The organism is Streptomyces sp. NPDC104814 (assembly GCF_055583185.1).
Window position 1 is genome coordinate 230,247 of sequence record NZ_JBVJOL010000010.1, and the last position, 16,812, is coordinate 247,058.

Consider the following 16,812-nt stretch of genomic DNA (forward strand, 5'->3'; position numbering starts at 1 on the left):
GGCCCGCCGCCTCTCGCTCCGCCCGTCCCGCAGGGACCTCGCCGCGCTTTCCGCTGCTGCGGCCGGGCACGCCCGCCGACGCCGAGCGGGACGCTCCGCCGCCGCCCGCGTCGGCCCGTTTCCCGGACGATCCTCCGCCGCCCCCCGCCTCCGCCCGCTTCCCCGACGGCCCGCCGACGATCGGCGCAGGCACAGCGGGACTGCCCACGGGCGGGTCCGTGCCCGAGGAGACCCCGGCGGAGACGACCGCCCGGCTGCGTCCCATCCCCGCCGCCGACACCGCCGACGACCTGGCGGCAGATTCCGGTTCGCTGGCCATGTCCGCTTCCGTCACGGCCGTTTCGGCCGTCGGCTCGGCCGGGCTCCCGCGCCGGCTGGACGCGCGCGCGTCGGGCGCCGTCCGCCCCGGTGACACCGGGGCGTCGGCGGCCTACCGCGAGAACCGCCCCGGACCCGAACGCCCCGTCCCCGACCGCGCCGGATTCGACCGCCCCGGATTCACACCCTCCTCCCGGCCGGACCCGGGCCGTGCCCCGCGCGTCCCCGGACCGAGCGGCGCTCCGGACGCCTCCGCCGCCTTCGGCGGCCCCGGCGGCCGCACGCCGGAGTCGGCCGCGCCCAGCGGCACCCCCGGCCACCTCCCGTCCGGCGCACCCGGCCACCTCCCGTCCGGCACCCCCGGCAGCCGTCCGGAGCCCGCTGCTGCCGGCGGCCCCTCGCCCGACCCGGCGCTGTCCTGGGGCTCGGACGGAGCGGCGCGGCCGCGGGTGTCGTTCGGGCGGCCCGAGTTCTTCGACGACCGCTCCGCCGGCGGACCCGCGCGGACGCGGCGCCACACCGTCGCCGCCGCCGTGTGCCTGGTCCTCGGCCTGGGGCTGATCGGCGGGGCCGTCACGGGAGCGTGGCTGACCGGCGACTCCGACGACTCCGGGAAGGCCGGCACGTTCACCGCGGCCGCCGGCCTGTGGCACAACGTGCCCGTCGACCAGCTCTTCCCGCCCACCGTGGCAGGACCGGGCGCCGGCCCCGGCGGCGCCGACCGCACCTGGACCCGGATCGCCGTCGCCCCCGACGGCGGCTGCGCCGACGCCTTCGACCCGCTGCTGCGCAAGGCCCTCGCCCCCGTCGGCTGTGCCCGTCTGCTGCGCGCCACGTACACCGACGCCACACAGAGCTACGTCACCACCGTGGGCCTGCTGTTCACCAAGGCCGACCCGGCCGGCATGCGGGCACTGAGTACCCGCTTCCGCACCGAGGGCCTCGGCACCCGCCCCGATCTGATGCCCCGCCCCTACGCCACCGCCGGTACCCCGGCCGCCGGGTTCGGCGACCGGCAGCGCGCGGCCTGGACGATCACCGTGCTCACCGACGCCCCCGTCGTCGTCTACGCCGTCTCCGGCTGGGCCGACGGCCGCACCGTGGACGCCCCGCAGCCCGCCCCGGCCACCTCGGCCGGCGCCACCACCGCCCCCGTGCAGGCCGGCCTCGGCAACGAGGCGGAGGGCCTGGCCGACCGCATCGGCAAGAACCTGCGCCACAGCGTCAACTCGCCCACGGAGACCTCTTCATGAGCCGCCCCACGACCGTCGCCCGCGCGGGCCGCACGGGGCTGCTGGCCTGTCTGCTCGCCGGCTCCCTCGCGCTGCTGCCCGCCGCCCCGGCGCACGCCGACGGCATACGGGGTCAGCAGTGGGCCTTGGACGCCCTGCACGCCCAGCAGATCTGGCGCACCACCCGCGGCGAGGGCGTCACCGTCGCCGTCCTCGACACCGGCGTCGAGGCCGACCACCCCGACCTCGCCGGCAACGTCCTGACCGGCGCGGACCTCGTCGGCTTCGGCGCGAGGGAGGGCCAGCGGCCGTGGGCCCGGCACGGTACCGCGATGGCCTCGATCATCGCCGGGCACGGCCACGGCCCCGGCGGCGGCGACGGCGTCATGGGCATCGCGCCGAGGGCGAGGATCCTGCCCGTCCGGGTGATCCTGGAGGACAGCGACCCCGACCGCGACCGGGCCCGCCGCACCCGCGGCAACGCCCTCGCCGAGGGCATCCGCTGGGCCGCCGACCACGGCGCCGACGTCATCAACCTCTCCCTCGGCGACGACTCCGCCTCCGCGCACCCCGAGGCCGGTGAGGACGAGGCCGTCCAGTACGCCCTGAAGAAGGGCGCCGTCGTCGTCGCCTCGGCGGGCAACGGCGGTGAGAAGGGCGACCACATCTCATACCCGGCGGCCTATCCCGGCGTGATCGCCGCGACCGCCGTCGACCGCTTCGGCACCCGCGCCTCCTTCTCCACCCGCCGCTGGTACGCCACCGTGAGCGCCCCCGGCGTCGACATCGTCATCGCCGACCCCGACCACCGCTACTACCAGGGCTGGGGCACCTCCGCTGCCTCCGCGTTCGTCTCCGGCTGCGTCGCGCTGATCAAGGCCGCCCACCCGGGCCTCACCCCGGCGCAGATCAAGCAGCTACTGGAACAGACCGCCCGCAACGCGCCCGTCGGCGGCCACGACGACTCCCGCGGCTTCGGGTTCGTCGACCCGGCCGCCGCCATCAAGGCGGCCGCCCGTCTCGAGCCGCAGGGCCTGCGCTCGGCGGCCTACGGGGAGAAGTACTTCGGTGACGGCCCCCAGGCCGCCCGCGAGGACGACGGCACCAGCGACTGGGCGGCCCCGCTCGCGGGCAGCGCCGGCGGAGTGCTGCTGGTCGTGGCCGTCGTCCTGTGGCGGGGACGGCGCGAGCAGTACCCGTGGCGGGGCCGGCGCGAGGAGCACGACGCCCTGTGAACGCCGCCCGGCCCCACCGCGTAGGGTCGAGGCCGTGGCGAACAAGAACATTCCCGACTCCGGCTTCTCCGACGACGACGGCTCCGCCGACCCCCGGCTGAGCGCCGCGCTCGCCGCCTGGGCCGAGGACCGCACGGCCGTCGGGCCGGTCCTGGCGGCGCTCAAGGGCGCCCGGCTGCTCGTGCCGGTGGTGGCCGTGCTGGGCGAGGTCGAGGAGGACGAGAACGGTCTGCGCCGCGAGAAGACCTCCGACATGGCCGTGCCGACCCTGAAGGCCGGTCACCGGACCGCGCTGCCCGCCTTCACCTCCACCGACTCCCTGGCCCGCTGGGACCCGGCGGCCCGCCCCGTCGCCGTACCCCTGCACCAGGCGCTGCAGGCCGCCGCGCACGAGAAGGCCGACACGGTCGTGCTGGACCTGGCCGGACCGGTGCCGTTCGAGCTGACCGGCCCCGCGCTGCTCGCGCTCGCCGAGGGCCGCACCAGCACCGACCCGCTCGCCGACCCGGCGGTGCGCGAGGCCGTACGGACGGCCGTGGCGGCGGAGCCGGCCGTGCTGCGCGCCCACCTCGGCCCCGGCCGGGCCGACGGCACCCTCGCCCTCGTCCTCGACCCGGCCGCCGCACCCGCCGAGGCCGCCCGCGCGGTCGCCGGGCGGCTGGCCGCCGACGAAACGCTGAGGGCCCGCCTGGTGCGCGGCCTCGACCTGGCAGTCCTGCCGGCCGAGACCACGCCTCCGGGCGAGCCCCTGTACGTACGCGCGTGAACCGTCAGCCGTAGACCGGGCCGGTGTACTTCTCGCCCGGTCCCTGGCCCGGCTCGTCCGGGACGATCGACGCCTCGCGGAAGGCCAGCTGCAGCGACTTCAGACCGTCGCGCAGCGGCGCCGCGTGGAAGGAGCTGATCTCGGTCGCGGACGCGTCGAGCAGACCGGCGAGGGCGTGCACCAGCTTGCGGGCCTCGTCCAGGTCCTTGTGCTTGTCACCCTCCTCCGTCAGGCCGAGCTTCACGGCGGCGGCGCTCATCAGGTTGACGGCGACCGTCACGATCACCTCGACGGCGGGGACCTCGGCGATGTCGCGGGTCATGGCGTCGAAGTCGGGGGCCTCGGACGGTTCGGTGGACTCAGGAGGGGTGTCACTCATGTCCCACACGATAGGCCCCGGACCACGGCGGTTCGCACCACCCCCGGGTAGCTGCTAACCTTGTGTGACGACCGGCCGGACACCCCATGAGCAGCACCGGAGTGCACGGCCCACAAGTGGAGGCTCCGAACTCCCACCTGACCGTCCCCGGGACGGCGGGTCATCCGGTCAGGCGGCCGCCATCGTTCCGTACGGACGATGGAGTCGCCCGATAGTGCGCCCCGCGGTCACCGCGGCGGTGCTCCGGTAGTGCGAGGAGCCCCGCCTGTGATCGTCCGGGGCATTTTTTCTGCTTCGGCGCGGTTAGGTCTTACGAAAACAGACATACGCGGCTGTCCGCCAGACCGCCGCGTGGTGCTACCGAGGAGGATCCATCAGCGCCGAGCCCCGCATCAACGACCGGATTCGCGTTCCCGAGGTGCGACTTGTCGGTCCCAGTGGCGAGCAGGTCGGCATCGTGCCGCTCGCGAAGGCACTGGAGCTTGCTCAGGAGTACGACCTCGACCTGGTTGAGGTAGCGGCGAACGCCCGTCCGCCCGTGTGCAAGCTCATGGACTACGGGAAGTTCAAGTACGAGTCGGCCATGAAGGCCCGTGAGGCGCGCAAGAACCAGGCGCACACGGTCATCAAGGAGATGAAGCTCCGGCCGAAGATCGACCCGCACGACTATGACACCAAGAAGGGTCACGTCGTCCGGTTCCTCAAGCAGGGCGACAAGGTCAAGATCACGATCATGTTCCGTGGTCGCGAGCAGTCCCGGCCCGAGCTGGGCTACCGGCTGCTGCAGCGTCTCGCGGAGGACGTCCAGGACCTCGGTTTCGTCGAGTCGAACCCGAAGCAGGACGGCCGCAACATGATCATGGTTCTCGGTCCGCACAAGAAGAAGACCGAGGCGATGGCCGAGGCCCGCCAGGCGCAGGAGGCCCGCAAGGCCGAGGCGAAGGCGAACCCGGGCAAGTCGCAGAACGCTGCCGACCCGGACGCCGTCAACGCCGAGACCCAGGCGGAGGCCCCCGAGGAGGCCCCTGCCGAGGCTTCCGCCGAGGCGTGATCCCGGGGGACGCACGTCCCCGAGGATGTAACCGAAACAAGAGCGACGCTCCATCCGTGCCCGGTTTTCGCGACCGGGCACCGGAGCGCCACCGACGAGGAGAGAACGGCGCTATGCCGAAGAACAAGTCGCACAGCGGTGCCAGCAAGCGCTTCAAGGTCACCGGCTCCGGCAAGGTGCTCCGTGAGCGCGCCGGCAAGCGCCACCTGCTCGAGCACAAGTCGTCCCGCGTGACGCGTCGCCTCACCGGCAACGCCGAGATGGCCCCGGGCGACGCCGCGAAGATCAAGAAGCTTCTCGGCAAGTGACGTACGGGCGCCACTGAGCGCCGTACGGCTCAACCGGGACCCAATCGATTCCGGGCCGTGTGAAGACACCCACGGCCCCGCTACAAGGAGTTAACAAGTGGCACGCGTCAAGCGGGCAGTCAACGCCCACAAGAAGCGCCGGGCGATCCTCGAGCAGGCCTCCGGCTACCGCGGTCAGCGTTCGCGCCTGTACCGCAAGGCCAAGGAGCAGGTCACCCACTCGCTGGTCTACAACTACAACGACCGCAAGAAGCGCAAGGGTGACTTCCGCCAGCTGTGGATCCAGCGCATCAACGCCGCTGCCCGCGCCAACGGCATCACGTACAACCGCTTCATCCAGGGTCTGAAGGCCGCGAACATCGAGGTCGACCGCAAGATCCTGGCCGAGCTCGCGGTCAACGACGCGAACGCGTTCGCGGCGCTGGTCGAGGTGGCGCAGAAGGCGCTGCCGTCGGACGTCAACGCGCCGAAGGCCGCGTGACGCTGCGCTGGCTTTAGCCGACGTTCACCGCAGGACCCGCAGGCTTTGAGCTTGCGGGTCCTGTTGTTGCGGCTCGTCTGCCGTCGTTCGGCTGCGGGCCCGTTGTGGCTGGCCGCGCAGTTCCCCGCGCCCCTTTCAGGGGCGCTCCTGTGCCGGTGTTCACAAGAACCAACCCTCCTGAAAGCGAAGAAGAGCATGCCTCCCGTCAGCCCCGAGCTGATTTCTCCGCGGTCCCCCCGTGTTCTTGCCGCGCGGCGGCTGGCCAAGCGGAACTTCCGGGGGAAGGAGCGGCTGTTTCTCGCGGAGGGGCCGCAGGCCGTGCGGGAGGCGGCCGGGCACGCGGACACGCTGGTCGAGCTGTTCGCCACCGTCGAGGCCGCCGAGCGCTACGCCGACATCATCGGGGAGGCCCGCACCGCCGGCGCCCGCGTCCACCTCGCCTCCGAGCAGGTCATCGAGGACATCTCCACCACCGTCACCCCGCAGGGGCTCGTCGGGGTGTGCCGGTTCCTCGACACCCCCTTCGAGGAGGTCCTGCGCGGCCGGCCGAAGCTCGTCGCCGTCCTCGCGCACGTGCGCGACCCCGGCAACGCCGGCACCGTGCTGCGCTGCGCCGACGCCGCCGGCGCCGAGGCCGTCGTGCTCACCGACGCCTCCGTCGACCTGTACAACCCCAAGGCCGTCCGTGCCTCCGTCGGTTCCCTCTTCCACCTGCCCGTCGCCGTCGGCGTCCCCGTCGAGCAGGCCATCGACGGGCTGAAGGCGGCCGGCGTGCGGATCCTCGCCGCCGACGGGGCCGGGGACCGCGACCTGGACGAGGAGCTCGACAAGGGCAGCATGGGCGGGCCGACCGCCTGGGTCTTCGGCAACGAGGCCTGGGGCCTGCCGGAGGAGACCCGGGCCCTCGCCGACGCCGTCGTCCGCGTGCCCATCCACGGCAAGGCAGAGAGCCTGAACCTCGCGACCGCCGCCGCCGTATGTCTGTATGCGTCGGCCCGTGCACAGCGCGCCTCCGGAGGGTGCCGCTCCGTCACCGGGAGCTAGTAGGGTGACCAGCTCCAGGGCCTGCTGCCCAGCTGCCTGAGAGGTGGGATACGGGGATGAGCGTCGGCACCAGCAGCGCACCGGGAGCACCGGACGTGCGGCGAGCGCCCGCGCCCCGGCCACCCGGTGATCCCGCCGCGCCCGGCATCGACCCCGACGACCTGCCCGACGGCCTCGTCGTCGCCGACGCGGACGGCCGTGTCGTCTGCTTCAACGCGGCCGCCGAGCGGATCACGGCCACGCCCGCCGCGCAGGCCCTCGGACAGACCCTGGAGAAGGCCCTTCCGTTAGAGGACCTGGAGGGGCGGCGCTGGTGGCAGCTGACCGACCCCTACGGCGGTCTCGCCATCCGCACCCGGCAGCCCGAGCGCAACCTCCTCCTGCCCGGCGGCCACGAGGTGCTCGTCACCGTCCGCTATGTGCGCGGCGAGCCCACCGGACCCGTGGAGCGCGTCGTCGTCCAGCTGCGCGACACCGAGGCCCGCCGCCGTACCGAGCGCAGTCACGCCGAGCTGATCGCCACCGTCGCCCACGAGCTGCGCTCCCCGCTCACCTCGGTCAAGGGCTTCACGGCGACCCTGCTGGCCAAGTGGGAACGCTTCACCGACGACCAGAAGCGGCTGATGCTGGAGACCGTCGACGCCGACGCCGACCGGGTCACCCGCCTGATCGCCGAGCTGCTGGACATCTCCCGGATCGACTCCGGCCGGCTGGAGGTGCGGCGCCAGCCCGTCGACATCGGCGCCGCCGTGGGACGCCACATCCAGGCCTACGTGGCCGCCGGCCAGCCCGCCGACCGCTTCCTGCTGCGCCTGGAGCAGCCCCTGCCCGACCTGTGGGCCGACCCCGACAAGATCGACCAGGTGCTCAGCAACCTCATCGAAAATGCCGTGCGTCACGGCGAGGGAACCGTCACCATCGACATCACGGCCACGGCGTCCCCCCGCGAAGGGGAGGAGACCGGCACGTCGGTCACGGTGAGCGACGAGGGGCCCGGCATCCCGGAGGAGTCCATGAACCGCGTCTTCACCCGCTTCTGGCGGGGCAGCAAGCGCGGCGGCACGGGCCTCGGGCTCTACATCGTCAAGGGCATCGTCGAAGCCCACGGTGGCACGATCACGGTCGGCCGCGCCCGGCAGGGCGGCGCCGAATTCCGATTTACGCTGCCCGTGGCGGCGCCGGCGTATCTCGCCTGACGGCCCACGGGCTCTTCGTACACCTCCACCCCGTTAGACTCGGCCTTTGGCACCTTTGCGTCCTCACGTGGCCCAACGAGTCGGTGACGGGGACCTTCAGCCAGCCAACCGGAAGCACGGGAAGAGATGTCGGCACCGAATAAGTCGTACGACCCTGTCGAGGTCGAGGCGTTGAAACCGGAAGAGATCGAGCGCATGCGGGACGAGGCGCTCGCCGCCTTCGCCGCCGCGGACTCCCTCGACGCGCTCCAGGAGGCCAAGGTCGCCCACACCGGCGGCACCTCCCCGCTGGCGCTCGCCAACCGGGAGATCGGCGCGCTGCCCCCGCACGCCAAGGCGGCCGCCGGCAAGCTCGTCGGCCAGGCCCGGGGCGCCGTGAACAAGGCCCTCGCCGCCCGCCAGGTCGAGCTGGAGGCCGAGCGGGACGCGCGCGTGCTCGTCGAGGAGGACGTGGACGTCACGCTGCCGTACGACCGCGTGCCGGCCGGTGCCCGCCACCCGCTCACCACGCTGTCGGAGCGCATCGAGGACATCTTCGTGGCCATGGGCTACGAGGTCGCCGAGGGCCCGCAGGCCGAGGCCGAGTGGTTCAACTTCGACGCGCTCAACATCGGCCCGGACCACCCGGCCCGCGGCGAGCACGACACGTTCTTCGTGGCCGGCCCCGAGGGCGGCACCGAGTCCGGCGTGGTGCTGCGCACCCACACCTCGCCCGTGCAGATCCGCTCCCTGCTGGAGCGCGAGCTGCCGGTCTACGTGATCTGCCCCGGTGTCGTCTACCGCACCGACGAGCTGGACGCCACGCACACCCCGGTGTTCCGCCAGGTCGAGCTGCTCGCCGTGGACGAGGGCCTGACCATGGCCGACCTCAAGGGCACCCTGGACCACATGGTCCAGTCGCTGTTCGGCGAGGGCATGAAGACGCGGCTGCGGCCGAACTTCTTCCCCTTCACCGAGCCGTCCGCCGAGATGGACATGGTCTGCTACGTCTGCCGCGGCGAGTCCGTCGGCAACCCGGACCGCCCCTGCCGCACCTGCTCCTCCGAGGGCTGGATCGAGCTGGGCGGCTGCGGCATGGTCAACCCGCGGGTGCTGACCGCCTGCGGCGTCGACCCGGAGAAGTACAGCGGCTTCGCCTTCGGGTTCGGCATCGAGCGGATGCTGATGTTCCGCCACAACGTCGAAGACATGCGAGACATGGTCGAGGGTGACGTCCGGTTCACCCGGCCCTTCGGGATGGAGATCTGATGCGGGTCCCGCTTTCTTGGCTGCGGGAGTACGTCGACCTGCCGGCGACGGAAACAGGCCGTGACGTCCAGGAGAAGCTCGTCTCAGCCGGTCTGGAGGTCGAGACCGTCGAACGGCTCGGCGCCGACCTCAAGGGCCCCCTGGTCGTCGGCCAGGTGCTGACCATCGAGGAGCTGACGGAGTTCAAGAAGCCGATCCGCTTCTGCACCGTCGACGTCGGCCAGGCCAACGGCACCGGCGAGCCGCAGGAGATCATCTGCGGCGCCCGCAACTTCCAGGCCGGCGACAAGGTCGTCGTCGCCCTGCCCGGCGCGGTGCTGCCCGGTGACTTCCAGATCGCCGAGCGCAAGACGTACGGCCGGATCTCGCGCGGCATGATCTGCTCCAGCGACGAGCTGAACATGGGCGACGACGGCACGCACGGCATCATCGTGCTGCCGCCGGAGACCGAGATCGGCAAGGACGCCGTCGAGCTGCTGGAACTGGTCGACGAGGTCCTCGACATCGCCGTCACCGCCAACCGCGGCGACTGCCTGTCCATCCGCGGCGTCGCCCGCGAGGCCGCCATCGCCTACGGCCTGCCGCTGCGCGACCCGGCCCTGCTCGACGTGCCCGCCCCGAACGCCTTCGGCTACCCGGTGCAGGTCACCGACCCGGTCGGCTGCGACCGCTTCACCGCGCGCACCGTCACCGGTCTGACCCCCGAGGCCCGCTCCCCGATCTGGCTGCAGCGCCGCCTGCAGAAGGTCGGCATGCGCCCGATCTCGCTCGCCGTCGACGTCACGAACTACGTGATGATGGAGCTGGGCCAGCCGCTGCACGCCTACGACCGCAACCTGGTCCAGGGCACCATCGGCGTGCGCCGCGCGGAGGCGGGCGAGAAGCTCGTCACCCTCGACGGTGTGAGCCGCACCCTGGACGCCGAGGACCTCGTCATCATCGACGAGCGCGGTCCCATCGGCCTCGCCGGTGTGATGGGCGGCGCCAACACCGAGATCGCCGACCACGACGACGTGGAGAACGCGACGACCGACGTCGTGATCGAGGCCGCCCACTTCGACGCGGTCTCCATCGCGCGCACGGCACGCCGCCACAAGCTGTCCTCCGAGGCCTCCCGCCGCTTCGAGCGCGGCGTCGACCCGGCGGCCGCCGCCGCTGCCGCGCAGCGCACGGTCGACCTGCTGGTGATCCTCGCGGGCGGCACCGCCGAGGCGGGCGTCACCGAGGTCGTCGCGCCCTCCGCGCCGCGCACGATCGCCATCCCGGCCGACCACCCCGACAAGGTCGCGGGTGTCACCTACGGCCGTGAGACCGTCGTGCGCCGCCTCCAGGAGATCGGCTGCGACGTCTACGGGCAGGACGAGCTGATCGTCACCGTCCCGTCCTGGCGGCCGGACCTCACCGACCCGAACGACCTGGCCGAAGAGGTCATCCGGCTGGAGGGCTACGAGAACCTGCCCTCCACGCTGCCCAAGCCGCCGTCCGGGCGCGGTCTCACCCACCGCCAGCGTCTGCACCGCCGCGTCGGCCGCGCGCTGGCCGGGGCCGGCTACGTCGAGGCGCCGAACTACCCGTTCGTCTCCGAGCAGGTCTTCGACCAGCTTGGCCTGGAGGCCGACGACCCGGCCCGCCGTGTCGTCAAGCTCACCAACCCGCTCAACGACGAGGAGCCCGCCCTCCGTACGTCGCTGCTGCCGGGTCTGCTGGGCGCCCTGCGCCGCAACGACGGCCGGGGCTCGCACGACCTCGCCCTCTTCGAGACCGGCCTGGTCTTCCACCCGCGCGCCGAGCAGAAGACCGCCGCCGCGCTGCCGGTGGACCGGCGCCCCACGGTCGAGGAGATCGCCGAGCTCGACGCCGCGCTGCCCGAGCAGCCGCGCCACGTCGCCGCCGTCCTCGCGGGCGCCCGCGAGCAGGCCGGCTGGTGGGGCGCGGGCCGCCCGGCCGGCTGGGCCGACGCGGTCGAGGCCGCGCGGGCCGTCGCCCGGGAGGCCGGTGCGGAGCTGATCGTCCGCAAGGGCGCGTACGGCCCGTGGCACCCCGGCCGCTGCGCCGAGCTGGCCGTCGTGGCCGACGGCGAGGAGCAGGTCATCGGTCACGCGGGTGAGCTGCACCCGCGTGTGATGAAGACCCTCGGCCTGCCCGAGCGCACCTGCGCGATGGAGCTGAACCTCGACGCGGTGGAGCGGGTCGGCGACGACACCCCGCAGGCGCCGCGGATCTCCACCTTCCCGGTCGCCACGCAGGACGTCGCCCTCGTCGTCGACAAGCCGGTCCCGGCCGCCGAGGTCGAGGCCGCGCTGCGCGAGGGCGCGGGTGAACTCCTCGAGTACATCCGGCTGTTCGACGTGTACGAGAACGCGGAGCAGCTGGGCGACGGCAAGAAGTCGCTGGCGTACGCGCTGCGCTTCCGCGCGGGCGACCGGACGCTGACGGTCGACGAGGCGTCGGCGGCTCGGGATGCGGCGGTTGCCCTTGCGGGCGAGCGCACGGGGGCTGTGATTCGCGGCTAGTCGCCGTGGGGGACCGGGTGGTCTGCCGGGTGCGGGTTGTGTCCGGTTGATCGCGCAGTTCCCCGCGCCCCTTTCGGGGCGCTCTCAGTCACCTCACTCATATGGGTGAGGTATCCGGCGGACCCAGCCCTTCCGGGTCATGCGGCGACAGAATCGGACCGGCCTTTCGGGGTCGGTCCGTCTGCGCTGTCAGGGCCTGATTGGGGGGCCAACGACATGTTCCGCATCAGGGTGCCGCTGCGCCGGGCCGCCGCGCTCGGGCTGCCCATGGCCTGGGGCGCCGTGGCGGTCACCTACAAGCTGGCCTGTCCGCTGGCCCAGCAGGACGGGTTCGGCGCGCGGATCGCCACCAGCGCCGTCTTCTTCGCCGTCGGCACGGGCATCGTCGCCCATGCCCGCGGCACCCTGCTCAGGGAACTGCGGCAGATACGCCGTATCGCCGGCGCGGCCCAGCGCGTGCTGGTCCGGCCGCTGCCGCCCCGCATCGACGGTCTGCACGTCGCGGCGGCGCAGCTCGCCGCCGAGCGCGGCGCCTGTGTCGGCGGCGATCTGTACGAGGTCGTCGCCACCGAGCACGGCGTCCGTGCCGTGATCGGCGACGTGCGCGGCCACGGGCTCGCGGCGCTCGGCACGGTCGCCGCGGTTCTCGGCAGTTTCCGGGAGGCCGCGCACGACGAGCCCGACCTGGCCGGTGTCCTGCGCCGCCTGGACCGGGCGCTGGCCCGGCACCTGCGGGAGCGGGCCCGAGCCGAGCACCCCTCTGCGGGCCAGGCGGTCCCGGACGGTCCGGTCGCCGAGGAGTTCGTCACCGTCCTGCTCCTGGAGATCGCCCGCGACGGCCGCCTCCACGCCCTGAACTGCGGCCATCCCTGGCCGTACCGCCTCAGCGGCCCCCGCGTCGAACCGCTGGCCCGGACCGACCCGCTGCCCCCGCTGGGCCCGTTCCCGCTTCCGGCCGATCTGTCCGCGCTGTCCTGTCGTCCTCTGCGGCCCCGCGAGATGCTCGTCCTCTTCACGGATGGCGCGGAGGACGCCCGCGACCGCCGGGGGCGCTTCTTCCCGTTACGGGCAGCTCTGGCCGGAGCGGTCAGGGCATCGCCGATCACCCCGGAGCGGGTCCTCAAGACTCTCCTCACGGCGCTCCTGCGCCACGCAGCGGGCATGCCGATGGACGACATCGCGCTGTTGATCCTGAGAAACGAACGGCTGCAGCAGCCGACCCCCAGGGGCGCGGGGAACTGCGCGACCAGCCACCACGCACCCGCACCCGACGAACCACCGGTGGCCCAGCGCCGCTGAATCGCACCGCCGACCCGCCGGAGGCAGCCGCCGGAGGCCGGGCCACCGCTGTTGTGAGGGGGAGCCGGTGGCCCGGCCGGGCCTCTTGCGAGACGACCATGAAACCCCGCCGGACACGTGGAGCGACACCGCGTGTACGCCGCGGATTCGCGTACTCCGTTCACACCCCGTGCGAAGCGGGACGCACTACTCTGTCGGGCACCGAGCCACCGGGGGGCCACCCATGCAGCCCAACACACTGCTCGACGCGATCCTGGACGAGGCGGGTATCTCGCACGCCGGTCTGGCCGCGCACGTCAACCAGGCCGGCCGCTCCCGCGGACTCGCCCTGCGCTACGAACACACCGCCGTGGCCCGCTGGTTGAAGGGGCAGCGGCCGCGCGGCCAGGTGCCGGACCTGATCTGCGAGGTGCTCGCCGGCCGGCTGCGGCGTCCCGTCACCCTCGACGACATCGGCCTCGGCGTCCCGGGCGAGCCCCACCCCCCGAACGGCACCTCCCTGTCCGGCTTCGTGGAGCGGGCCACCGCCCTGTGGCGGTCCGACGAGCAGCAGCGCCCGCATCTGCTGGGCGCCCCGGCGGTCACCGGCACGCCGGCCGTGATGCCGGTGTGGGAGTGGGAGAACCCGCCGGAGGACGTGGACGTCTCGCGCGGTGGGCGGCACCGGGTCACCCCGGCCGACATCGAGATGCTGCGCGCCGCCCGCGCGCACTACGAGCAGATGTACCGCAAGACCGGTGGCGTCGCGACCCGCTCCCGGATCGTCGGGTTCCTCAACGCCGAGGCCGCGCCGCTGCTGCGCGGCGGCTACACCGACGAGACCGGCCGCCAACTGCACCGGGCCACCGGTGGATTGGTGGCCGTCGCGGGCATCTGCGCCTACGACTCCGACGCGCACGGCCTCGCCCAGCGCTACTTCCACCAGGCGCTGCGGCTCGCCAAGGCCAGCGGCGACCGGGGACTCGGGGCGTATGTGATAGCGCTGCTGGTCAACCAGTCGCTGTTCATGCGGGAGTACCGGCAGGCCGTCGCCTTCGCCGAGGCCGCGCTGCGGGCCGCCGACCGGCACATCACGCCGGCGCTCACCTCCGATCTGTACGCGATGCAGGCGAAGGCGTACGCGCACCTCGGTGACGGCGGCAGCGCGCTGTCCTGCATCCGGCGGGCCGAGCAGGCCGCCGAACGCATCCGGCGCGGTCACGAGCCCGACGAGACCGGTTATGTGCAGCCGGGCCTGGTCAATGTGCAGGTGGCGGAGGCGCTGCTGAGCCTCGGTGAGCTGCGGGCGGCGGCGGAGCACGCGGCGGCGGCCGTGGACACTCCCGCCCACGACCGTGGCCGGGTGCACCGGCTGGCCATGCTCAGCACGATCGAGCTGCGTCAGGGAAACGCGGACAAAGCGGTGACGACGGCCGTGCAGATGGCCGAGCAGGCGCGCGGGATGGAGTCCCAGCGGCTGCGCGACCGGCTCAGAGCGGTGCGCGAGCACCTGGCGAGCAGCGGCTGTGCGGGCACGGCCGAGGCGGCCGAACTGATCGACGGGGCCCTGCGCGTGCCGCTGTGACCGTCGGCGCCCGGTAGGCGGGACCCCTCCCTGCTGCGATATTGCCACTTACTCGTCGGAAGGTGGCAGAACCGTGCAGTGGACGAAACAGACCGAACAGACTGTGTACTCGAATCGCTGGTTCAGCGTCAATCTGGCGGACGTCGTGCTGCCGGACGGCCGGCACCTCGACCACTTCTTGATACGGCTGCGGCCGGTCGCCGTCGCGACGGTCGTCAACGAGGCCAACGAGGTGCTGCTGCTCTGGCGGCACCGCTTCATCACCGACAGCTGGGGCTGGGAGCTGGCCGCGGGCGTCGTCGAGGACGGCGAGGACATCGCCGCCGCGGCCGCCCGCGAACTCGAGGAGGAGACCGGCTGGCGGCCGGGGCCCCTGCACCACCTGATGAGTGTGGAGCCGTCCAACGGTCTCACCGACGCCCGGCACCACATCTACTGGTCCGAGACGGGCGAGTACGTCGGGCATCCCGTGGACGACTTCGAGTCGGACCGCCGGGAATGGGTCCCCCTCAAAGTCGTCCCCGACCTGATCGCCCGCGGGGAGGTGCCGGCCGCCAACATGGCGGCCGCGTTACTTCTGCTGCACCACCTCAGGCTCGCCTGAGCCCGGGCTACGCCACTTCGGCTCGCACGAGTCCGGGGCTGCGCCACTTCGGCTCGCCGGGACCGCCGAGGCCGGTGGTCAGCGGGCCAGTACCTGCCAGACCGCCACGATCAGCGCGCCCAGCGCCGTGACCGCGGCCACCGAGGGCAGTGGCCAACGGGCGTGCTCCAGGCTGGCGAGCCTGCTGTTCAGCTCGTCCAGCTCCTTGGCGGTCTCCTCGGTGCGATGACTGAGCAGGGCCAGCCCGCCCTCGACGCGCGCGTACGCCACGTCGAGCCGGCGTCGTAACTCTGCGAGGTCTCCTGGGGCGACGGGATGGCCGGAGTCGGCGCTCACGTGTCCACTCCTTTCCGTGGTCGAAGGGACGCGGGGTGCGTCCCTTGCATGCGCATGAAGAGTGAACTCGCCTGGTCGGCGCCTGGGGAGAGTGTGCGAGGGGCATATGCGTGCCCGGCGCGCACACGGCGTGTGAAACGGACGGGCCCGGCACCTTGTGGGTGCCGGGCCCGCCCGGGTGTCGCGCTGAGTGATCAGCCGTAGGTGTAGAACCCGGAGCCGGTCTTGCGGCCCAGCCGGCCCGCCTCGACCATGCGCTGGAGCAGCGGGGGAGCGGCGTACAGCGGCTCCTTGTACTCGGCGTACATCGAGTTCGCGATCGACACGACGGTGTCCAGGCCGATGAGGTCCGCGAGCTTCAGCGGGCCCATGGGGTGGGCGCAGCCCATCTCCATGCCGTTGTCGATGTCCTCGCGCCCGGCGATGCCCGACTCGAACATGCGGATCGCGGAGAGCAGGTAGGGCACCAGCAGCGCGTTGACGATGAAGCCGGAGCGGTCCTGGGCGCGGATGGTGTGCTTGCCCAGCACCTTCTCGGCGAAGATCTGCGCGCGGCTCAGGGTGCCCTCGGACGTGGTCAGCGCGGGAACCAGCTCGACCAGGTTCTGCACCGGGGCCGGGTTGAAGAAGTGGATGCCGACGACGTGGTCGGGGCGCGCGGTGGCGACCGCCAGCTTGACCAGCGGGATCGAGGAGGTGTTGGACGCCAGGATCGCGTCCGGACGGGTCACCACCTGGTCGAGCACCTGGAAGATCTCGGTCTTCACCTGCTCGTTCTCCACGACCGCCTCGATGGTGAGGTCACGGTCGGCGAACTCGCCGAGGTCGGTGGTGAAGCTCAGCCGCGCCTGGGTCGCGTCCCGCTCCTCCTCGGTGATCTTGCCGCGCTCGGCGGCCTTGGCCAGGGAGTTGAACAGCCGGGTACGGCCGATCTCCAGGGCCTCGCCGTTGGTCTCGGCGACCTTCACGTCCAGACCGGCGCGTGCGCACACCTCGGCGATGCCGGCGCCCATCTGCCCGCAGCCCACGATTCCGACGCGCGCAATATCTCCCGTTGGGAAGCCCGTCACATCGACCCCTTCGCTGATCCACGGCACTGGCAGGACCTCCGGGTCGGACGGCCTGCTCCGATCGTGCACGTTACCGCGAAGTATCGATGATCGATCGACGGGGTGCGGCATCCTGAACTCCCGGTGACGATCCGTCACCGGTCGGATGCATGACGTAAGGGGTTCCGC

The 16,812-nt window shown here is 72.7% G+C and carries 16 protein-coding genes; 13 read left to right on the forward strand and 3 right to left on the reverse strand.

Annotated features, from left to right (window positions below):
* Positions 1–218: 218 nt before the first annotated feature.
* The 3 genes from ACZ64A_RS29410 to ACZ64A_RS29420 are packed head-to-tail and all read left to right on the forward strand — an operon-like array spanning position 219 to position 3,551.
* Entirely contained in the window at positions 219–1,571 is a 1,353-nt protein-coding gene (locus tag ACZ64A_RS29410) for a hypothetical protein (protein ID WP_469814605.1), read from the forward strand.
* A complete protein-coding gene (mycP, locus tag ACZ64A_RS29415) occupies positions 1,568–2,785 on the forward strand; it encodes a type VII secretion-associated serine protease mycosin (RefSeq protein ID WP_469814607.1) in 1,218 nt (405 codons plus the stop codon). Before ACZ64A_RS29410 ends, mycP begins: the two co-directional genes overlap by 4 nt.
* 34 nt (positions 2,786–2,819) lie before the next feature.
* Entirely contained in the window at positions 2,820–3,551 is a 732-nt protein-coding gene (locus ACZ64A_RS29420) for an SseB family protein (protein ID WP_469814609.1), read from the forward strand.
* Between the two features lie 4 nt (positions 3,552–3,555).
* Here ACZ64A_RS29420 and ACZ64A_RS29425 read toward each other — a convergent pair whose 3' ends face one another.
* A complete protein-coding gene (locus ACZ64A_RS29425) occupies positions 3,556–3,930 on the reverse strand; it encodes a DUF1844 domain-containing protein (RefSeq protein WP_469814611.1) in 375 nt (124 codons plus the stop codon).
* Positions 3,931–4,303: 373 nt separating this feature from the next.
* Between ACZ64A_RS29425 and infC the strand changes: the two genes are divergently transcribed.
* The 10 genes from infC to ACZ64A_RS29475 all read left to right on the forward strand — a co-directional run bounded on the left by infC (position 4,304) and on the right by ACZ64A_RS29475 (position 15,238).
* Positions 4,304–4,981 carry a translation initiation factor IF-3 gene (gene infC / locus ACZ64A_RS29430; RefSeq protein WP_469814816.1) on the forward strand — a complete coding sequence of 226 codons (678 nt, stop codon included), beginning with the start codon at positions 4,304–4,306 and terminating at the stop codon, positions 4,979–4,981.
* A 113-nt stretch (positions 4,982–5,094) separates the two neighbouring features.
* A complete protein-coding gene (rpmI, locus tag ACZ64A_RS29435; RefSeq protein WP_004933563.1) occupies positions 5,095–5,289 on the forward strand; it encodes a 50S ribosomal protein L35 in 195 nt (64 codons plus the stop codon).
* A gap of 97 nt (positions 5,290–5,386) precedes the next feature.
* A complete protein-coding gene (gene rplT / locus ACZ64A_RS29440) occupies positions 5,387–5,770 on the forward strand; it encodes a 50S ribosomal protein L20 (protein WP_016642495.1) in 384 nt (127 codons plus the stop codon).
* Between the two features lie 195 nt (positions 5,771–5,965).
* The gene (locus ACZ64A_RS29445; RefSeq protein ID WP_469814613.1) at positions 5,966–6,814 is read left to right on the forward strand and encodes a TrmH family RNA methyltransferase; all 849 of its coding nucleotides are present in this window, start codon (positions 5,966–5,968) and stop codon (positions 6,812–6,814) included.
* Between the two features lie 56 nt (positions 6,815–6,870).
* Positions 6,871–8,010, forward strand: coding sequence for a sensor histidine kinase (locus ACZ64A_RS29450; RefSeq protein WP_469814615.1), 1,140 nt, complete (start codon positions 6,871–6,873; stop codon positions 8,008–8,010).
* A gap of 126 nt (positions 8,011–8,136) precedes the next feature.
* Entirely contained in the window at positions 8,137–9,258 is a 1,122-nt protein-coding gene (pheS, locus tag ACZ64A_RS29455; RefSeq protein WP_103784143.1) for a phenylalanine--tRNA ligase subunit alpha, read from the forward strand.
* Positions 9,258–11,771 carry a phenylalanine--tRNA ligase subunit beta gene (gene pheT, locus ACZ64A_RS29460; protein ID WP_469814618.1) on the forward strand — a complete coding sequence of 838 codons (2,514 nt, stop codon included), beginning with the start codon at positions 9,258–9,260 and terminating at the stop codon, positions 11,769–11,771. The genes pheS and pheT overlap by 1 nt, the downstream gene beginning before the upstream one ends.
* Before the next feature lie 216 nt (positions 11,772–11,987).
* Positions 11,988–13,070, forward strand: coding sequence for a PP2C family protein-serine/threonine phosphatase (locus tag ACZ64A_RS29465; RefSeq protein ID WP_469814620.1), 1,083 nt, complete (start codon positions 11,988–11,990; stop codon positions 13,068–13,070).
* 223 nt (positions 13,071–13,293) lie between these two features.
* Positions 13,294–14,634, forward strand: a complete 1,341-nt coding sequence (locus ACZ64A_RS29470) for a transcriptional regulator (protein ID WP_469814622.1) — start codon at positions 13,294–13,296, stop codon at positions 14,632–14,634.
* A gap of 73 nt (positions 14,635–14,707) precedes the next feature.
* Positions 14,708–15,238, forward strand: a complete 531-nt coding sequence (locus ACZ64A_RS29475; RefSeq protein WP_469814624.1) for an NUDIX domain-containing protein — start codon at positions 14,708–14,710, stop codon at positions 15,236–15,238.
* Positions 15,239–15,316: 78 nt separating this feature from the next.
* On the opposite strand, the gene ACZ64A_RS29480 is transcribed toward ACZ64A_RS29475, so the two are convergent.
* The gene (locus tag ACZ64A_RS29480) at positions 15,317–15,574 is read right to left on the reverse strand and encodes a hypothetical protein (protein WP_469814625.1); all 258 of its coding nucleotides are present in this window, start codon (positions 15,572–15,574) and stop codon (positions 15,317–15,319) included.
* Between the two features lie 194 nt (positions 15,575–15,768).
* Positions 15,769–16,644 (reverse strand): 3-hydroxybutyryl-CoA dehydrogenase, encoded by an 876-nt coding sequence (locus tag ACZ64A_RS29485; RefSeq protein WP_469814627.1) that lies wholly within the window; start codon positions 16,642–16,644, stop codon positions 15,769–15,771.
* Positions 16,645–16,812 lie beyond the last annotated feature (168 nt).